Annotated in this window: 18 protein-coding genes and 1 tRNA gene; 10 read left to right on the forward strand and 9 right to left on the reverse strand. The window is 65.2% G+C overall.

The window, feature by feature from the left end:
- Positions 1-2 precede the first annotated feature (2 nt).
- The 3 genes from AB5I84_RS02430 to AB5I84_RS02440 are packed head-to-tail and all read left to right on the forward strand — an operon-like array spanning position 3 to position 2,702.
- The gene (locus AB5I84_RS02430; RefSeq protein WP_369454239.1) at positions 3-191 is read left to right on the forward strand and encodes a DUF2065 family protein; all 189 of its coding nucleotides are present in this window, start codon (positions 3-5) and stop codon (positions 189-191) included.
- Between the two features lie 2 nt (positions 192-193).
- On the forward strand, positions 194-1,375 hold the full coding sequence (locus AB5I84_RS02435) for an ATP phosphoribosyltransferase regulatory subunit (RefSeq protein WP_369456052.1): 1,182 nt from the start codon (positions 194-196) through the stop codon (positions 1,373-1,375).
- Positions 1,376-1,397: 22 nt separating this feature from the next.
- The gene (locus AB5I84_RS02440) at positions 1,398-2,702 is read left to right on the forward strand and encodes an adenylosuccinate synthase (protein ID WP_369454240.1); all 1,305 of its coding nucleotides are present in this window, start codon (positions 1,398-1,400) and stop codon (positions 2,700-2,702) included.
- A 60-nt stretch (positions 2,703-2,762) separates the two neighbouring features.
- Here AB5I84_RS02440 and mqo read toward each other — a convergent pair whose 3' ends face one another.
- Positions 2,763-4,448, reverse strand: a complete 1,686-nt coding sequence (mqo, locus tag AB5I84_RS02445; RefSeq protein WP_369454241.1) for a malate dehydrogenase (quinone) — start codon at positions 4,446-4,448, stop codon at positions 2,763-2,765.
- A 520-nt stretch (positions 4,449-4,968) separates the two neighbouring features.
- Positions 4,969-7,137 (reverse strand): heavy metal translocating P-type ATPase, encoded by a 2,169-nt coding sequence (locus AB5I84_RS02450; RefSeq protein ID WP_369454242.1) that lies wholly within the window; start codon positions 7,135-7,137, stop codon positions 4,969-4,971.
- 77 nt (positions 7,138-7,214) lie between these two features.
- Between AB5I84_RS02450 and cadR the strand changes: the two genes are divergently transcribed.
- Positions 7,215-7,667 carry a Cd(II)/Pb(II)-responsive transcriptional regulator gene (cadR, locus tag AB5I84_RS02455; RefSeq protein ID WP_369454243.1) on the forward strand — a complete coding sequence of 151 codons (453 nt, stop codon included), beginning with the start codon at positions 7,215-7,217 and terminating at the stop codon, positions 7,665-7,667.
- Between the two features lie 4 nt (positions 7,668-7,671).
- Here the strand turns inward: cadR and AB5I84_RS02460 are convergent, their stop codons facing one another.
- Positions 7,672-8,265: a TetR/AcrR family transcriptional regulator gene (locus tag AB5I84_RS02460; RefSeq protein WP_369454244.1), complete on the reverse strand. Its 594-nt coding sequence runs from the start codon at positions 8,263-8,265 to the stop codon at positions 7,672-7,674.
- 124 nt (positions 8,266-8,389) lie between these two features.
- Here AB5I84_RS02460 and AB5I84_RS02465 point away from each other — a divergent pair, with 124 nt between their 5' ends.
- On the forward strand, positions 8,390-8,875 hold the full coding sequence (locus tag AB5I84_RS02465) for an HPP family protein (RefSeq protein WP_369454245.1): 486 nt from the start codon (positions 8,390-8,392) through the stop codon (positions 8,873-8,875).
- 36 nt (positions 8,876-8,911) lie between these two features.
- Here AB5I84_RS02465 and AB5I84_RS02470 read toward each other — a convergent pair whose 3' ends face one another.
- The 4 genes from AB5I84_RS02470 to AB5I84_RS02485 form a co-directional block, all read right to left on the reverse strand.
- On the reverse strand, positions 8,912-9,370 hold the full coding sequence (locus AB5I84_RS02470; protein ID WP_369454246.1) for a DUF411 domain-containing protein: 459 nt from the start codon (positions 9,368-9,370) through the stop codon (positions 8,912-8,914).
- A 5-nt stretch (positions 9,371-9,375) separates the two neighbouring features.
- Positions 9,376-9,567 carry a heavy-metal-associated domain-containing protein gene (locus AB5I84_RS02475; protein WP_369454247.1) on the reverse strand — a complete coding sequence of 64 codons (192 nt, stop codon included), beginning with the start codon at positions 9,565-9,567 and terminating at the stop codon, positions 9,376-9,378.
- 66 nt (positions 9,568-9,633) lie between these two features.
- Positions 9,634-10,983 carry a TrpB-like pyridoxal phosphate-dependent enzyme gene (locus tag AB5I84_RS02480; RefSeq protein WP_369454248.1) on the reverse strand — a complete coding sequence of 450 codons (1,350 nt, stop codon included), beginning with the start codon at positions 10,981-10,983 and terminating at the stop codon, positions 9,634-9,636.
- A 193-nt stretch (positions 10,984-11,176) separates the two neighbouring features.
- A tRNA-Leu gene (locus AB5I84_RS02485) sits at positions 11,177-11,263 on the reverse strand.
- 220 nt (positions 11,264-11,483) lie between these two features.
- Here AB5I84_RS02485 and rnr point away from each other — a divergent pair.
- Entirely contained in the window at positions 11,484-14,120 is a 2,637-nt protein-coding gene (gene rnr / locus AB5I84_RS02490; protein ID WP_369454249.1) for a ribonuclease R, read from the forward strand.
- Between the two features lie 12 nt (positions 14,121-14,132).
- Positions 14,133-14,888 carry a 23S rRNA (guanosine(2251)-2'-O)-methyltransferase RlmB gene (gene rlmB, locus AB5I84_RS02495; RefSeq protein WP_369454250.1) on the forward strand — a complete coding sequence of 252 codons (756 nt, stop codon included), beginning with the start codon at positions 14,133-14,135 and terminating at the stop codon, positions 14,886-14,888.
- 182 nt (positions 14,889-15,070) lie between these two features.
- On the opposite strand, the gene AB5I84_RS02500 is transcribed toward rlmB, so the two are convergent.
- A complete protein-coding gene (locus AB5I84_RS02500) occupies positions 15,071-16,255 on the reverse strand; it encodes an MFS transporter (protein ID WP_369454251.1) in 1,185 nt (394 codons plus the stop codon).
- Between the two features lie 112 nt (positions 16,256-16,367).
- Between AB5I84_RS02500 and AB5I84_RS02505 the strand changes: the two genes are divergently transcribed.
- On the forward strand, positions 16,368-17,135 hold the full coding sequence (locus AB5I84_RS02505; RefSeq protein WP_369454252.1) for an AraC family transcriptional regulator: 768 nt from the start codon (positions 16,368-16,370) through the stop codon (positions 17,133-17,135).
- 3 nt (positions 17,136-17,138) lie between these two features.
- Here AB5I84_RS02505 and AB5I84_RS02510 read toward each other — a convergent pair whose 3' ends face one another.
- Positions 17,139-17,462 (reverse strand): hypothetical protein, encoded by a 324-nt coding sequence (locus AB5I84_RS02510; RefSeq protein ID WP_369454253.1) that lies wholly within the window; start codon positions 17,460-17,462, stop codon positions 17,139-17,141.
- A 214-nt stretch (positions 17,463-17,676) separates the two neighbouring features.
- Here AB5I84_RS02510 and rpsF point away from each other — a divergent pair, with 214 nt between their 5' ends.
- Entirely contained in the window at positions 17,677-18,033 is a 357-nt protein-coding gene (rpsF, locus tag AB5I84_RS02515) for a 30S ribosomal protein S6 (RefSeq protein ID WP_369454254.1), read from the forward strand.
- Positions 17,993-18,334 carry a primosomal replication protein N gene (gene priB, locus AB5I84_RS02520; RefSeq protein ID WP_369454255.1) on the forward strand — a complete coding sequence of 114 codons (342 nt, stop codon included), beginning with the start codon at positions 17,993-17,995 and terminating at the stop codon, positions 18,332-18,334. Before rpsF ends, priB begins: the two co-directional genes overlap by 41 nt.

Below are 18,334 nucleotides of genomic sequence, written 5' to 3' on the forward strand. Positions count from 1 at the left end.
ACGTGGATGGCTGGTGGTGGAAAGCCCTCTGTTTGTGGCTGGCGCTTGAAGGCGCATTACTCGCTGCTTCTCCCGGTCAAGTCCGGGCACTGGCGCGTCTGCTCCTCCAACTGGAGGATCGCACCCTGCGCCGTTATGGTCTGGCGGCCATGGCCATTGGCGCCGGGCTGCTCTATGTGATGAAACAATGATGATGAATCGCGAAGAACAGTGGCTGCTGCCCGACGGGGTGGATGAAATCCTGCCGGAACGGGCGGCCGTCATCGAACGTCTGCGCCGTCGTCTGCTGGATCTGTACGCCCGTTGGGGCTACGAACTGGTGTTCCCGCCCCTGATCGAATATCTGGAATCGCTGCTCAATGGCGCTGGCCGCGATCTCGAGCGCGAGACGTTCAAGCTGACCGATCAACTGACCGGCCGCATGATGGGCGTACGCGCCGACCTGACGCCGCAGGTGGCGCGCATCGACGCCCACAGCCTGCGCCGCTCCGGCCCCAGTCGGCTGTGCTACTGCAGCTCGGCGCTGCGTACCCGGCCGCCGCTGCCGGGTGCCACCCGCGCGCCGTACCAGATCGGTCTGGAGCTGTTCGGTCATGCCGGTGTCGACAGCGACGCCGAGGTGATCAGCCTGATGCTGACCACTCTGTTGGCAGCCGGAGTGCGCGGCATCACCCTCGATCTCGGCCACGTCGGCATCTACCGCACGCTGGTGCGTGATTCCGAACTGTCTGAAGACGACGAACAAGCACTCTCTGACCTGTACTTGCGCAAGGCGCGGGTGGAGTTGGATGCCTTCTTTGCCGAGCGTCGCGTCAGCGCGGCCACCGCGGCGGCGCTGTCGGCACTGCCGTGGTTAGCCGGTGCCGACGCGCTGCAACGGGCACGGCCGCTGATCGAAGCGGCCAACCCGGCGGCGCTGGTGAAGCTCGACGAGTTGGCCGAGCAGGTGGCGCGGGTGCAGGACGCGTTCCCGGATGTGCGGGTGCACGTCGATCTCGGCGAATTGCGCGGCTACCGCTACCACACCGGCTGCATTTTCGCCGCCTATGTGGACGGTGGCAGCGAACCCTTTGCCAAGGGCGGCCGTTATGACCGCATCGGTGAGGTGTTCGGCCGGGCGCGCCCGGCCACCGGCTTCAGTGCCGACCTCAAATTGCTGGCGGCCTGCCAGCCGTCGGCGCCGCTGCCGCGGGCAATTCTTGCCCCGGCCGGTGCCGATGCCAGCCTGCGCCAGGAGCTGGCCCGTCTGCGCGATGCAGGCGAGCGGGTGGTGCAAGCGCTGGCCGGCGTCGACAGCGACCCGGCCGAACTCTGTTGCGATCGCCAGTTGGTGCCTGAAGGTGCCGGCTGGAAAGTGATTCCCCTTTCATCCTGAATCCGGAGCTGTAAAGCGCGCCATGGGCAAGAACGTCGTTATTTTGGGCACCCAATGGGGTGACGAAGGCAAGGGCAAGATTGTCGACCTGCTCACCGACCAGGTTTCCTGCGTCGCCCGCTTCCAAGGCGGCCACAACGCGGGCCATACGCTGGTAGTGGATGGTGAGAAGACGGTGTTGCACCTGATCCCGTCCGGCATCCTGCGTGAAGGCGTGGAATGCCTGATCGGCAATGGCGTGGTGCTGGCGCTGGATGCCTTGATCAAGGAAATCCAGGGTCTGGAGGCACGCGGCGTGCCGGTCCGTGAGCGGCTGCGCCTGAGCGCCTCCTGCCCGCTGATCCTGCCGTCCCACGTGGCACTGGACCAGGCGCGTGAGCGCGCCCGCGGCGAAGCCAAGATCGGCACCACCGGTCGCGGCATCGGGCCGGCTTATGAGGACAAGGTGGCGCGCCGCGGCGTGCGCCTCGGTGACGTGTTCCACCGCGAACGCTTCGCCGCCAAACTCGGTGAGCTGCTGGACTACCACAACTTCGTGCTGCGCAACTTCTATAACGTGGAGCCGATCGACTTCCAGACCACGTTGGACGAAACCATCGCGCTGGCAGACAGCGTGCGTGCATTGGTGTCCGACTGCACCGAACTGCTGCACCGCAAGCGTGAAGCCGGTGAGAACATCATGTTCGAGGGCGCTCAGGGCACGCTGCTGGATATCGATCACGGTACCTACCCGTACGTGACCTCCTCTAACACCACTGCCGGCGGCGCCGCCACCGGTACCGGTTTTGGTCCGCTGTACCTGGATTACGTGCTCGGCATCACCAAGGCTTACACCACCCGCGTCGGCTCCGGCCCGTTCCCCACCGAACTGTTCGACGACGTGGGTGCGCGCTTGGCCCAGCGTGGCCACGAATTCGGTGCCACCACCGGCCGTCCGCGCCGCTGTGGCTGGTTCGACGCCATGGCGCTGCGCCGCGCGATCCAGATCAACTCCATCAGTGGCCTGTGCCTGACCAAGCTCGACGTGCTTGATGGGCTGGATGTGGTGCGGGTGTGCGTGGGCTACCGCAAGGCCAACTGCGGTACCAGCGTTGAAAACTGCGACGCTTGGGATGCCGACAGCTACGCCGAAATGGAGCCGGTGTATGAGGATCTGCCGGGCTGGCAGGAATCCACCCTCGGCGCCCAGCGGCTGGAAGACCTGCCGGCCAACGCGCGTGCTTATATCAAGCGCATCGAGGAAGTGACCGGCGCGCCGATCGATATCATTTCTACCGGTCCGGACCGTGTGGAAACTATTGTTCTGCGCCACCCGTTCGACGCCTGAGTTATTGAGGCACACAAAAAAGCCGGGCACTGCCCGGCTTTTTTGTGTCCGTGTAGCGGCTCAGAGTGCCTGCATCACGCTGTTGTCCTGCGACTCGGCTGCCGGCTCGCCCACTGGAGCCGGTGCTGACTGTTGCAGAGGGTCGCCGGCTGGCACCGTCAGGTAGGGCAGTTGCAGCACTTCACTGGTGTGCCGGCGGATGCGGTTGGTCAGCGCGGCGCTGTCGTTCAGCTGCTGACCGTAGGACGGAATGATCTCTTTGATGCGCGCTTCCCAGCCATCTGCCATCTGCTGCGGGAACAGCTTGGCCATGACATTGATCATGATCGGCGGTGAGGTGGAGGCGCCCGGGGACGCGCCCAGCAGGGCGGCGAGAGTGCCGTCAGCGGCGCTGACAATCTCGGTGCCGAACTCCAGCACCATGCCGTTATCGGCGTCGCGACGGATGACCTGCACGCGCTGGCCGGCGGTAATCAGGCGCCAGTCTTCCTGCTTAGCGTCCGGGAAGTACTTTATGAGTTCGGCGTGGCGGTCGCTGTCGCTGAGGCTGGCTTGCTCGGCCAAGTACTTCACCAGGTCCAGATTTTCGCTGCCCACCTTGAGCATGCCGAGCACGTTGTGCTGGTTCACTGAGGAGAACAGGTCGAACCAAGAGCCGTCTTTGAGGAACTTGGTGCTTTGCAGCGCGAACGGGCCAAACAGCAGCACTTGCTTGCCATCCAACCGGCGCGCGTCGAGGTGTGGTACCGACATCGGCGGCGAGCCGGCTTCGGCTTTGCCGTAGGCTTTCACGCTGTGGCGCGCGGTCAGCTCCGGCGCTTCAAAAGCCAGAAACTGACCGCCCACCGGGAAGCCGCCGTAGTTACGCGCCTCGGGGATGCCGGATTGCTGCAGCAGCGTTAGCGCCGCGCCGCCGGCGCCGATGAACACGGTGCGGGCCTTGATGGTGCGCTGTTCGCTGGAGCGGCGGTCCTGCACAGTGACGTTCCAAGTTTTGTCGTCATTCTGTTCCAGACCACGTACTTCATGGTTCAGCTGCAGGTGGAAGTGGGGGCTGCGTTGCAGTGATTCGGTAAGTTGGCGGGTGATGACGCCGAAGTTCACATCGGTGCCCAGCGGCATGTAGGTGGCCGCCACTTTTTGCTGCGGGTCACGGCCTTCCATCAGCAGCGGCGCCCAATCACGGATCTGTGCCGGGTCCTCGGAAAACGCCATGCCGTAAAACAACGGGTTCTGCACCAGCGCCGCATGGCGTTTGCGCAAATATTCGATGTTGTCATCGCCCCAGACGAAACTCATATGTGGCGTCGGATTGATAAAGTCAGATGGCGTACGTAGCCGCCCCTCCTGCACTTGATGCGCCCAGAATTGGCGTGACACCTCGAACTGCTCGGCGATGCCCACCGCACGCCGGGTGTCGATGCTGCCGTCGGCGCGCTCCGGGGTGTAGTTCATTTCGGCGAAGCCGGAGTGGCCGGTGCCAGCATTGTTCCAACCGTCTGAGCTTTCCTTGGCTACATCCGCCTCGCGCTCGAACAGGTGCACTTCCCAGTCCGGCTGCAGCTCTTGCAGATAGGTGGCGAGGGTGACACTCATGATGCCGCCGCCGATCAGCACCACATCCACCGGCTCGTCGTTGTCGGCGTCCGGCAATGAACGTGGAATCAACGGCCAATAGAGGAATAAAACACCGGCCACGGCCACGATCAGGCCGAGTGCCAGGATGGTTTTCAGAAGTCTTTTCATGGTGGGAGCCTCCGCCCAATGCCGTCTGCAGGTGCCCGTGTGTGCTTCTGCCGGAGCACTCATCCTTGCGACCACGGCGCTGGCCGGTGCCGGAGCAACCACAGCGGCCTGCGCCCGCAGCGACGGACACGGGTGCCGATAGCATGCCCCGGTTACTTAAGGTTGCGGCAAAAAGTGTGAAAAACGCGTCGATGGGCACTGTGATTTGCCTAAACCGAAACAACACTTGCACCACCCAGACCCAGACCCAGACCCAGACCCAGACCCAGACCCAGACCCGAGCCTAGGCTCGGACTTGGGCTTGGACTTCGGTCTGGGCCTGAGCCTCGGCCTAGCTGGGAATTCAAGCTCGGACTGAAATCAGGCTGGGCTGGTTCGCGCCGCCGCCCAATCCGGTTCTAGCCCCGGTGCAGGAGCCAGTACCGTGTCGGCGCTGCCGCAACCGCCGTAGCTGGCGGTGCCGCTGAAGCGGCGTCCCAAGCCCCGCCCGGTGCCCGCAGGCACCCAGCGGGTGGTCCAGTCACTGACGCGCGCGCAGCAGGCGCAGGCTGTTGAACACCACCAGCAGGCTGGCACCGACATCGGCCACCACCGCCATCCACATGGTGGCCAAGCCGCCCAGCGCCAGTGCTAGGAACACCACCTTCAGGCCCAGTGCCACGCTGATGTTCTGCAGCAGGACGCGGCGCGTGGCCTGTGACAGCCGGATGAAGGCCGGGATTTTGCGCAGATCATCGTCCATCAGCGCCACGTCGGCGGTGTCGATGGCGGTGTCGGTGCCCACGGCACCCATGGCAAAGCCGATTTCCGCCTGTGCCAGCGCCGGCGCATCGTTGATGCCGTCGCCGACCATGCCCACTACTGCTTGCTGTTGCAGCGCACGCACGGCATCGAGTTTGTCCTCCGGCAGCAGCTCGCCGCGGGCTTCGTCGATGCCGGCTTGCGCGGCAATGTGGTCGGCGACGGCTTGGTTGTCGCCGCTCAGCATCACCGTGCGCACGCCCAGACGGTGCAGGTCGGTGAGCGCCGCCACGGTGTCCGGGCGCAGGCGGTCGGCGACAGCGAACAGCGCCAGCACCTGATCGGCGTCCGCCAGCATCACCACGGTTTGACCGGTGGCCTCCAGCGCTTGGCGTTGGGCATCAATGCTGGCCAGTGACACCCCCAGCTCGCGCATCAGGCGGGCGTTGCCGAGCCACAACGGGCGGCCGTCCAGCAGGCCACGGCTGCCGCGGCCGAGCAGGGCCTCGAACTGTTCCATCGGCGCCGCTTGCTGGCGCGTCGCCAATCCTTCTGCCAAGGCTCTGGATACCGGGTGGTCGGAGCGCGCCGCTAGACTCAGCGCGGCGCGTTCGGCTTGCGGTTGCTCGCCGGCCACCACCAGCACCTGCTGCAGGGTCGGTTTGCCTTCGGTCAGCGTGCCGGTTTTGTCGAGCGCCAGCACTTGCAGCTGCCGGCCCTGCTCCAGATAGACGCCGCCTTTGATCAGGATGCCGCTGCGCGCAGCGCGGGTAAGGGCGCTCACTACCGCCACCGGCGTCGAAATCACCAGTGCACAGGGGCAGGCGATGACCAAGATCACCAGTGCGTTGTAGAGCGCCTCCAGCCACGGGGTGCCGAGCAACAGCGGCGGCACCACTGCCATCAGCACCGCCACCAGCACTGCGGCCGGGGTATACCAACGCGCGAAGCGGTCAATGAAACGCTGGGTCGGCGCCTGGCTGGCCTGCGCTTCCTCGACTCGGTGGATGATGCGCGCCAGTGTGCTGTCGTTGGCCGCAGCGGTGGTGCGATAGGTCAGTTCGCCCTGCAGGTTGAGGCTGCCAGCATAGAGCGGACTGCCGGGGCTTTTTTCTACCGGGACGCTTTCGCCAGTGATTGGCGCTTGGTTCAGTGACGACTGGCCGAGGACCACCTCGCCGTCCAGCGCCACCCGCTCTCCCGGAGCCAGGCGCACCAAGCTGCCCACCGGCACCTGCGCCGCCGCTACGCTGCGCCAGTCGCCTTGGCCATCGGCCACCTGCACCTGCTCCGGGGCCATCGCCATCAATGACGTTACGGCGTCACGGGCGCGGTCCAGCGAGCGCGCTTCGATGGCTTCGGCAAGCGCGAACAGGAACATCACCATCGCCGCTTCCGGCCACTGGCCGATCAGCAGCGCGCCGGTGACCGCGATCGACATCAGTGCGTTGATGTTGAGCTGGCCATGGCGAATCGCGATCCAGCCTTTTTTGAACACCGTCGGGCCGACCAGCACCAGGCTCAGCAGTGCCAGCGCCAAGCTCGGCCAGTCACTGGCCAGCCACAGATGAGTCAGCTCGGAGGCCAGGGCGGCCACGCCGGCGAGCACCATGCGGGTGCGGTCGGGGCCGCTGGCGGTGGGTGCCGCGTCACTCCCCTCGGTGAGCGCTTGCATGCCGAGCGCTGCCACCGCCTCCACGAGCGCCGGCAGGGCGCCGGGGCTGTGGTCCACCGTCAACCGCCGCTGCATCAGGTTGAACGACAACGCGCTGACGTCCGCGCGCGGCCCCAGCGCATCACGCAGCAAACGTTCCTCGGTGGGGCAGTCCATTTGCGCGATGTGCAGCACCGAGCGCACCTGTCCGGCCGCCGGCGCCGTCGCTAATGGTGCGGCCGCAGTGGTGGCCGGGTGTGTGCTGTGGTCACAGCAGTGGGGGGCGTGGGACATGACAGACTCCAGCTTCGGGCGTAATGTGCCCATTGAAAAGTCTGTAGTCACTACAGAGTCAACCGCAGGAGTTGCTTATGCGCATCGGAGAGTTAGCACGCCGCACCGGCACGGCGGTGGAGACCATCCGCTATTACGAAAAGCAGGGCTTGCTGCCGCTGCCGCCGCGCACGGAAGGTAATTACCGCAGCTACCAAGCCGAGCATGAAGGCCGTTTGCACTTCATCCGCCAGTGCCGGGCGCTGGATATGTCCTTGGATGAGGTGCGCGCGCTGCTGGCCCTGCGCGACCGCCCGGAGCAGGGCTGCGATGCTGTGAACCAAGTGATCGACGAGCACATTCGCCACGTGGAAGACCGCGTGCGCGAGTTGAGCCAGTTGGCGGCCCAGCTGCGCCAGTTGCGTGCTCGCTGCTCGGTCGTAGACCGCGCGGAAGACTGCGGCATCCTGCAGGAGTTGTCGCAGGCCAGTGCCGAGGTGACGGTCGCGGGTCAGCACGTGCCAGGCAGCCACTCGGTGCACGGGCGTTGACGGTTCAGGCGAGGAAATCGTCGGCGCCGCAGGCTTCGGTGTCCGGGGCGGGTGGCGGCAGTGCCAGCCAGCGGTACAGCCCTTGCCAGAGAGCCTCGGCGTGGGCTTGTTCCCGATAAAGGGTGGCGTCGATTAAGGCGCCGTCCAACAGCGCTTGGGTACAGGCCGCAGCCTGTACAGCGTCCGTGCGACCCATGGCGCTGAAGATCCCTGACAGGTAATTCCGCAGCCACTGCTTGTGCTGCCGCGACAGCTCCAGCAGCTCCTCCGCATCGCCAAATTCGTTGGCGGCCTTGATGAACATGCAGCCGTGGAATTCGGCGGACGCAAACCAGCGCCGATGCCAAGCCAGTAGTCGCTGGAGTTGTTCACCGGCATTGGGCGTGCCCTCCACGCAGGCGCACAGCGAAGCAGTAAAGCGTTGATGGCGCAACGCCAGCACCGCCTCAATCAGTACGTCTTTGGTGGGGAAGTACTTATACAGCGTCATCTTCGAGACCTGGGCGCGGTCGCGGATCAGGTCGACGCCCACTGCTTGGTAGCCATGGCGGTTGAACAGCAGCAGGGCGGTGTCGAGGATGTCGTTGCGCTTGCTCATTGTAGATTCCTATTGAATTCGTCCGTTCAATCTTAAAGGTTGATTGTACAGATCGGTACATATCTGGCACTGTTCAGACCGATCGGTACAGCATAGCCCGATGGGGAATCGCATGAGCAGGAAAATGAGCGGCGCAACGCAGCAGCGGCCGGCGCTGCAGCAGGTGGTGACAGGGTTGGTGGGCGGCATGGCGGGCATCGGTGCGGTGGCGTGGCTGACGGACAGCGCCGGCATCCCATTGTTGATGGCGCCGTTCGGGGCCACCTGTGTACTGTTGTTCGCCGCACCGGCGGCGCCGCTGGCGCAGCCGCGCAATGTGATCGGCGGGCACCTGATTGCGGCGCTGGTGGGGTTGCTGATGCTGCAGTGGCTGGGCGCCAGCCCCTGGGCCATGGCGCTGGCGGTAGGGGTGGCGATTGCCTTGATGCAACTGGCGCAGGTGGTGCACCCGCCGGCCGGCGCCAATCCGTTGGTGATCATGATGGCCGGCGTCAGCGACTATTCATTCCTGCTGGCGCCGGTGCTGGCCGGGGCCGTGATGCTAGTGGTGATCGCCCTGCTAATTAACAACCTCGGTGCTGGCCGGCGCTGGCCGGTGTCTTGGTGGTGAAGTCGGTGGCGGGGCGGGCCGCCACCGGTACCGGTCTCAGCGCTCGCTGGGACGGCTGCCCTGGTAGCGCTGGCCGCCGCCGAGCAACTTGCCGTCCTTGAACGGCACCACCGCATACAGGTCGTCGGCGCGCCCCGGCACTTCCATGCCCGGTGAGCCGATCGGCATGCCGGGCACGGTCAGGCCCTGCACCGGCGGCTGCTCTGCCAGCAGTTGGTTCACCGCGTGCGCCGGCACGTGGCCTTCCAGTACATAGCCGTCCACTAGCGCGGTATGGCAGGACTGGCCATGGGCCGGTACGCCGTAGTGGCGTTTCACGCGGCCCATGTCGGCGACGATCTCGGTATTGACTCGGTAGCCGGCGGCGCGCATGTGATCGGCCCAGCCTTCGCAGCAACCGCAGGACGGGTCTTTGTACAACTGGATGGTGGGGCCTGGCTCGGCCAGTACTGGCGCAGACAGGGACAGGCCCAGCAGGAGAGCGACGCGTTTCATCGGCGTTACTCCACGGGATAGCCAGCAGCGGCTAAGGCGTCACGCACCTCGGCGGCACTGGCGCGGGTGGTCAGCTGGATCTGCTTGCGTGCCAGGTTGGCATCCACCTGGGCGGTGGCGTCGAGCTGGGTGATGGCGGCGGTGATGCTGCGCACGCAGCCGTCGCAGGACATGGACGGAATGGTCAGGGTGAGCATGGGGAAACTCCCGGCTGAGAAGATGAGCAGAACGCTACACCTTCCCGCCGGGGCAAGGTCAAGCGATCAGACCTTGGGCAGTTGCTTGAGTGCTTCGGCCAATGCGTCGTCCGGGTACTCGTAGTCTTCCAGCTTGCCGGCCAGGTACTGGTCGTAGGACGCCATGTCGAAGTGGCCATGCCCGGACAGCGTGAACAGGATGGTCTTGGCTTCGCCGGTTTCCTTGCAGCGCAGTGCTTCATCGATGGCGGCGCGGATGGCGTGGCAGGCTTCCGGGGCCGGGATGATGCCCTGCGCGCGGGAGAACAGAACGCCGGCCTCGAAGGTGGCCAACTGCGGTACCGCGATCGCTTCCAGCACGCCCTCGTGGTAGAGCTGCGACACCAACGCCGAGTCGCCGTGGTAACGCAGGCCGCCGGCGTGGATGCCCGGCGGCATGAAGTTGTGGCCAAGGGTGAACATCTTCATCAGTGGCGTCAGGCCGGCCACGTCACCGAAGTCGTAGGCGTAATGGCCCTTGGTCAGTGTCGGGCAGGAGGTCGGCTCCACCGCCACCAAGCGGATGTCCTTGCCGGCAGCTTTATCAGCCAGGAACGGGAACATCATGCCGCCGACGTTGGAGCCGCCGCCGCAGGGCGCGAAGATCACATCCGGGTAGTCGCCGACCTTGGCCAGCTGAGCTTTGGACTCCAGCCCGATCACGGTCTGGTGCAGTAGCACGTGGTTGAGCACCGAGCCCAGCGCATAGTTGGTGTCGCTGCGAGAGGCCGCTTCTTCCACCGCTTCGGAAATGGCGGTGCCGAGGGAGCCGCGGTTGTCCGGATCCGCTTCCAGCACCGCGCGCCCGGCGTCGGTAAACGGCGACGGGCTGGGGATCACCTCGCCGCCCCAGGTTTCCATCATCGAACGGCGGAACGGCTTCTGTTCGTAGCTCACCTTCACCATGTACACGCGCACGTCGATGCCGAACATGCTGCCCGCCAGTGACAGTGAGGACCCCCATTGGCCGGCGCCGGTTTCGGTGGTCAGTCGTTTAATGCCGGCTTGCTGGTTGTAGTACGCCTGCGCCACGGCAGAGTTCAGCTTGTGTGAGCCGGCGGCGCTGACGCCTTCGTACTTGTAGTAAATCTTGGCTGGGGTGCCGAGCATCTTTTCCAGCTGCAGCGCGCGGAACATCGGCGCCGGCCGCCATTGGCGCAGAATCTCACGCACCGGATCGGGGATCTTGATCCAGCGTTCCTGGGTCATTTCCTGCTCGATGATCGCCGGCGGGAAGATCGCCGACAGCGCCTCCGGGGTGACCGGCTGACCGTCCGGGCCCAAATACGGCGCCGGCGGATTCGGCATGTCCGGAATGACGTTGTACCAATGGGTCGGGATTTCGGCTTCGCTGAGCAGAATCTTGTGATCGGTCACAGGCGCTCCTGGGTTGGCAGCACGCACCACGGCGGGCAAATGATTGTCATGAGTATGGGGCGGCATTGTAGGGTGCTGGTGCCGGGGCGCCAACGGGCAGGGCCGCTGGCCGAATGGCAGGCATAAAAAAACCGCAATCGCTGTGCAGCAGATTGCGGTTTTTGCTACGGCCTCACTGGGAGTCCGTTGGAATTGGTGCCGAGGAGAGGACTTGAACCTCCATGCCCTTTCGAGCACTAACACCTGAAGCTAGCGTGTCTACCAATTTCACCACCTCGGCGTCTTTCTTTCGTTCACCCGGTAAGGGGCGTTCGTTGGAAAGAGCGCGCATTCTAGTACATCCGCAGGACTTGTCAAATACTTCCTGCAAAAAAACGTCATCGGTTTGCCACGCTGGTTGCGTGGGATAGTGGCAGGCCCCACTATGTCGTGACCTTTCGCGCCGGGACCGCCCCCCAGACGGTGCACCCGGCCCTTCTTTTCAGGACAACCAATCATTTATGAGCAAAAAAAACAGGCGCTACCGTGACCCCTACGCTGACCGTGAGGCAGCGCAGTACGAGCGGCCGGTCGCCAGCCGCGAGCTGATCCTGCAGGTCCTCAACGACCACGGACAACCGCTCGCCCGCCCGGAGCTGGAACAGCAGCTGGGCATTGATGACGACACCGACCGCGAAGCCTTGCGCCGTCGCCTCAAGGCGATGCTGCGCGACGGCCAGTTGGTGGAGAACCGCCGCGGCCAGTACGGCCCAATCGAGCGCATGGCGTTGATCGCCGGGCGCGTGCAAGGCCATCGCGACGGCTTCGGCTTCGTGATCACCGACGAACCCAGTGAGGAAGACCTATTCCTGTCGCCGCGCCAGATGACGCTGGCAATGGACGGTGACCGGGTGCTAGTCAGCGTTGAAGGCCGCAACCGCTTCGGCAAGCAAGAAGCGCGGGTGGCCAAGATTATCGAGCGCGCGAGCACCGATGTGGTGGGCCGCTTCAAGCGTGGCCCGGCCGGTCCGCGCATTGAGCCGAGCAATCGCCGCATCACCCTGGAAGTGCTGGTCAGCGACCTCAATGGACTAGAGCCGGCGGATGGCGACCATGTGCGCGCCGAAATCCTCCATTACCCGAGCCCGCGCGAGCCGCGGCTAGTGGTGCGGCTGGTGGAGATCATCGCCGCTGAAGACCAGCCGGGCATGGAAGTCGACGTGGCGCTGCGCAGCCACGAAATTCCCTATATTTGGCCAGACGCGGTGCAGGCAGCGGCGGCCGCCTTTGCCGACACTGTCAGCCCGGCCGAATGGAAAGGCCGTGTCGACCTGCGTGACCTGCCGTTGGTCACCATCGACGGCGAAGACGCGCGCGACTTCGATGACGCTATCTTTGTTGAGCGGCGCTTGCTCAGTCGCGGCTGGCGGCTGGTGGTGGCGATCGCTGACGTATCCCATTACGTCACCCCCGGTGATGAGCTGGATCGCGAGGCCCACCGCCGCGGCACCTCGGTGTACTTCCCCAACCGGGTGGTGCCGATGCTGCCGGAGAAACTGTCCAACGGTCTGTGCTCGCTGAATCCGGACGTGGACCGGCTGTGCCTGTTCTGCGACATGCAGGTGTCGGCCGGTGGCCGCATCACGCGCTTTGCGTTCGGTGAGGGCGTGATGCGTTCCCACCGCCGCCTCACCTACACCGAGGTCGGGAATTGGCTGGAGCGGCCAGACAGCGAGGAAGGCCAGGCCGTTGACGCCAGTCTCGATCGTCCGCTCAAGCGCATGTTGACCGCCTACCAGAAGCTGTTCCAGGCGCTGCGCACGCGCCGCGAAGCACGCGGGGCGATCGATTTTGAGACGGTGGAAACCCGCATCCTCTACGACGACCAGAAGAAGATCAGTGCCATCGTGCCGGCGGAGCGCAACAGCGCCCACATGATGATCGAAGAGGCAATGCTGGCGGCCAACATCTGCGCTGCCAAGGCGTTGCAGGATGCCGAGTTGCCGGGTCTGTACCGCAACCACGAGCCGCCGAAGCCAGAAAAACTGATGGCGTTGCGTGACTTTGTGGCGCCGCTGGGACTGACGCTGAAATGGTCAGAAAAAGACGGCGATGCCAAGCCGGCGGTGTTCCAGGCGCTCAACGATCAGATTGGCGATCGCCCGGACCGGGTGCTGATCCAAACCGTGATGCTGCGCTCGCTGACCCAGGCCCGCTATGCCGCCGAGAACAAAGGCCACTTCGGCCTTGCCTACGGCGCCTATGCCCACTTCACTTCGCCGATCCGTCGCTATCCGGATCTGTTGGTGCACCGCGCGCTGCGCTACCTGATCCGCAACGGTGACAGCGGTGCTCCGGTCACCAACCCCGGCAAGCTGCCCAAGCTCAAGCGCCCGGAAGCGCTGCCCTACGACACTGCCGCCATGACGGTGCTGGGTGAGCACTGCTCCATGACCGAGCGCCGCGCCGATGACGCTGCCCGCGATGTGGTGCAGTGGCTCAAGTGCCAGTACATGGAGCAGCACTTGGGCGAGGAATTTGAAGGTGTAATCAGCGGCGTCACCAGTTTTGGGCTGTTCGTGCAGATCAACGACCTGTACGTGGACGGCTTGGTACACGTGGCGACGCTGGATAGCGATTACTACCGCTACGACGACAAGCGCCATCAGCTGGTGGGCGAATCCTCCGGCCGTCGCTACCGCCTCGGCGATAGCGTGCGGGTACAGATCGCCGCGGTGCACACGGAAGACCGCAAGATCGACCTGCTGTTGGTGGATGCGCCCAAGCCACGCGGTGCGCGTAAGAAGCCCAGCGTGCGTGACTCGCTGCGTAGCGGCGATATTCCCGCCCGCGGCGGCACGCGCAGTCGCAGTAAGGCTGGGCAGGGTGGTGAGGGGGCGCCGTTCGAAGGGCAGGCCGCACGCCGCAGCCGCGCTCGCAGCGGTGACAGCGACGAGTGGAGCACCCAGCCGCAGCATGCCACCACACCGCCGGCAGGCGCGGCACGCAAGAAAAAGCCCGCCGCTGGCCGCGCCAAGCCGGCCCGCAACGGCAGCGCGCCCGGCAAGGCGCCCGCCAAGGCCGCCGCCAAGCCCGCTCGCAAACCGGCCGCCAAGCGCAGCCGTAGCAAGACACCGCCGTCCGGCGATCGTGGTTGAGGAGCGCTATCAATGAAGCCTGTGTGGTTTTCCGGTCTGCACGCGGTGGAAAGCATCCTCCGTCACCGTCCCGAGGCGGTGCTGGAAATGTACGTGCAAGAAAGCCGCGATGAGCGCGGTGAAGAACGGTTGGCGCAAGTGCGCGGTGCGGCTGAAGCATTCGGCCTGCGGCCGCAGCGGGTCGGTCGCGATACGCTCGACAAGCATGCCGGCCCGCAGCACCAGGGCGTGGCGGTGCGTGCCCGGCCACGGGTGCCGGGCGACGAAGTCGGCCTGCTGCGGCATCTGGAACAGCGCGGTGGCACGCCGCTGGTGCTGGTACTGGATGGCGTCACTGATCCGCACAACCTCGGTGCCTGCCTGCGGACCGCCGACGCGGTGGGGGTAGATGCGGTGGTGGTGCCGCGCCGCAACGCTTGCGGGCTGACGCCGGTGGCCTGCCGCAGCGCTGTGGGTGCGGCGGAAACGGTGCCGTACTTCGAGATCAATAATTTGTCGCGCACGTTGGCGCAGCTTAAGGAAGCGGGGTTGTGGATCGCCGGCACCGGCCGCTCCGAGCAATCGCAGTCGCTGCATGAGTTCGTGGCGGATGTACCGCTGGCGGTGGTGATGGGCGCCGAGGGAGACGGCATGCGCCGGCTCACCCGCGAACACTGTGACTACCTGTTGGAAATCCCGATGGTGGGCACAGTGGAAAGTCTCAACGTGTCGGTGGCCTCGGCGGTGGTGCTCTACCACCTGGCGGCGCCCCGGCTCGCCAACCGCTGAAACGCCATACGGCCCGCACCAAGCGGGCCGTATTGTTTTCGGGGTTCAGTCAGAAGCGAGCGCAGTGCACGGCGTTGAAGCGACGGCGACGTCTCGCCCCTGTGTGGTGCCGCTGCCCCGGCGGTGCTGACGCAAAGCCTGCTGTCTGGGCGCAGCCGAAGGCCCTTGCCCTGCGCCGCCGTTCAGTTCCGGTCATCCACCTTGCGGTCGCGCGCCGCCAGCACGCCCGCCGTGCCCATCAGTAGCGTCAGTACCACACACAGCACCAGCGTGCTGTGCCAGCTGCCTTGCCAGTCATACAGTTTGCCGGTGAAGGTCGGGCCGAACGCCGCCATCAGGTAGCCCACGCATTGCGCCATGCCGGACAGGCCGGCGGCCTGAGCCGGGGTCGAGACGCGCATGCCGACAAATGCCAGCGCCATCACCAGTACCGCGCCGGCGCCGAAGCCCACCAGCGCGCTGGATACCAGAGCGGTTTGCGGCCACAGCCACAGACCGAGCAAGCCGATGACGTTGCAGGACGTGAGGATGACCACCGGAATGCGCTGGTCCTTGAAGTAACGCATCAACGGCACCACCGCCGGGCCAGCCAGTGCGGAGGCCAGTTGCATCAGGCCGTGGGCGTTGCCGGCGGCGGTGGCGGTGAAGCCACTGCCTTGCATGATCGCGGGCAACCAACTGATGACGATGTAGTACATCAACGAGTTCAGCCCCAGGAACAGCGTTACCTGCCACGCCAGCGCCGAGCGCCACAGCGATACCGGTTTGGCGCTGCTGGCGGTGGGGGCAGCGGGGCGCGGGCGGCGGCTCTGCGGGAACCACACCAGCGCACTGAGGGTGGCGACAATGCCGGTCACCGCCAGTGCATGGCGCCAGTCCAGCCCTGGCAAGTGCGCCAGCGGCACCGCCACCGCCGAGGTCAGGCCGGCGGCCAAGCCCATGGTCAGCGCGTACCAGCCGGTGAGGGTGACAATCTGGTGCGGGAAGTCGCGTTTGATCAGGCTCGGCAGCAGCACGTTGCCGAGCGCGATGCCCACTGCCGCCAGCAGGTTGCCGCCGAACAGCAGCGTTACCGACGGCAGCGAGCGCAGCGCAATGCCGATCACCAGCGCCCACAGCGCATACATCAGCGCGCGCTCCAGTCCGAAGCGCTGCGCCACCCGTGAGGCCAGCAGCGACACCACGGCAAACACCGCCAGCGGTGATGAGGTCAGTAGGCCGGCGGCGGCGGCGGACAGGCCAAGGCTGTCTTGGATCATAGTGACCAGCGGCGCAATGCCGGTGACCGGCGCGCGCAGGTTGGCGGCGATCAGCAGGATGCCCAGGATCATCCAGGAAGGGTGGTCGAGCCGGCGTAGTGACAGCATCAGGTCCTCTCAGGCGGTGGCGGGAGTGCGCAAGGGGACCACTGTAGAGAAAAGACAGAGCGTCATGAAGTCGATAAGATGCCAACATCTATCTAATTCACGACATCGCCCCATGCAGCTGCCCCGTCGCCACGACTTTGACCCCGATGACCTGCCGGATCCGGTGCTGACACTGGCGGCAGAGGTCGGTCCGGACGTGGACGAGGTGCCCTGGCACCGTCATCGCAAGGGGCAGTTGATCATGGCGTTGTCCGGCAGCGTGCTGTGCCACACCCGCACCGGGCTGTGGACAGTGCCGCCACGCAGCGCGGTGTGGATTCCCGGCGGCGTTTGGCACAGTAACCGTGCCTCTGGCGAGGCGCGCATGGTGTATGTGTTCATTGCCCCGGAGCGCGCGCCGATGCCGGCGCGCTGCTGCACTTTATTGCTGACGCCGCTGGTGCAGGAGCTGGTGGTGCGGCTCGACCAGGGCTGCGCCGACGCTGCTCACCGCGCGCAATTGGAACAGCTGCTGTTAACGGAGTTGGGGTTGCTGGCGCCGCAGGATTACCACGTGCCATTACCAGAGGAGCCGCGTCTGCGGCGCATGGCGGAAGCGATGCTGGAAGGGCCGGCGGTGCGACGTAGTCTGAAACAGTGGGCCTACGCCTTGGCGATGAGCGAGCGCACCCTGCAGCGGCTGATCAGTGCTCACACTGGTACCAGTTTCACGCCTTGGCAGCGCCAGCTGCGCATCATGCGGGCAGTGCAGTTGCTGGCGTCCGGTGACAGCGTTAAGCAGGTGGCGGCGGAGTTGGGTTACGAGTCAGTGAGTGCCTTCGTCTACCGTTTCCGCCGCGTCACTGGGGTGTCGCCGGGACAGTTCCTGGACCGGCGTTGACGTTCAGCAGCGGCCGTTGACACAGGCGCTGTCGGCGCCGGTGGAATAGTAGATGTTCACCGGCTGGCGCGGTGCTTCACTGGGCAGCGGCCGGCGCGCTTGCTCGGGTTCACGGCTGTGGCGGTGCGCGTCATCCAGCGTTAGCGGAATCTGGGTGGTTTCGGCGGCCGCCGGTGTCGGCAGGTCGCGTACCTGTTGGCGCGCCAAGTCACAGCTGCGCAAGGGCTTCAGGGGCGCCTCAGCGCTAGTCCCGGTGACGCTGGTGTCCCCGGCCAGCGCTGGTGATGCCACCAATGCCGCCAACAGCGTCCACAACCGAATCGTCATGGTGTTCTTCCCGTTCTTGTTATGAAGCAATCGGCTCTAGGGCCGGTGCGGTGAAGATCGGGCAAGCATAGGGCCGGCGCCGGCGCTGGGGCAATGACCCGTTGAGAAAAACCGCATAAGCGGATAGAATCGCCGCCCTTCCCGTGCCTGAGGCCCGGGGACTCCTTGCCTCACCGCGCTGTGCGGGAGGCTTCCCAATCCGTAAGGAGCAACAATGCGTCACTACGAAATCGTGTTTCTGGTGCACCCGGACCAGAGCGAACAGGTGCCGGCCATGGTCGAGCGCTACAGCGCGATGATCAAGGAAGCGGGCGGTGCTGTTCACCGCTTGGAAGACTGGGGCCGCCGCCAACTGGCTTACCCGATCAACAAGATCCACAAAGCCCACTACGTGCTCATGAACATCGAATGCGACGGTGACACGCTGCAGGAGCTGGAGAACACCTTCCGCTTCAACGACGCCGTGATCCGCAACGCCATTCTGCGTCGCGACGAAGCGATCACCGAGCCGTCGCCGCTGGCGAAGTCCAATGACAGCCGTGAGGAATCAACCGCTGAGTCACGTGCATAATCACTGCACGCTGAGCGGCTTTGTAGACACTCTAGAAGCAGTCCGTATGACCCCCGCCGGGGTGCCGATCCGCAGAATCTGGATCGAACATCGCTCCCGGCAACTGGAGTCCGGACTGCCCCGTGAAGTCACCGCCCGATTGGCGCTGATTCTCACTGGGGAACCCCTGACCCGCCAGAGCGAAAGCCTGCGTCAGGGGGACGCGCTCCGCGCGACGGGCTTCTTGGCCCGCGCCGGTGCCCGGGGTGAAAGCCGTGACCGCCTGCAATTGCACGTCCAGCAGCTTGATTGCCTTGACTGA

Source organism: Alcanivorax sp. REN37, from assembly GCF_041102775.1.
In the GTDB taxonomy this organism is placed as follows: domain Bacteria; phylum Pseudomonadota; class Gammaproteobacteria; order Pseudomonadales; family Alcanivoracaceae; genus Isoalcanivorax; species Isoalcanivorax beigongshangi.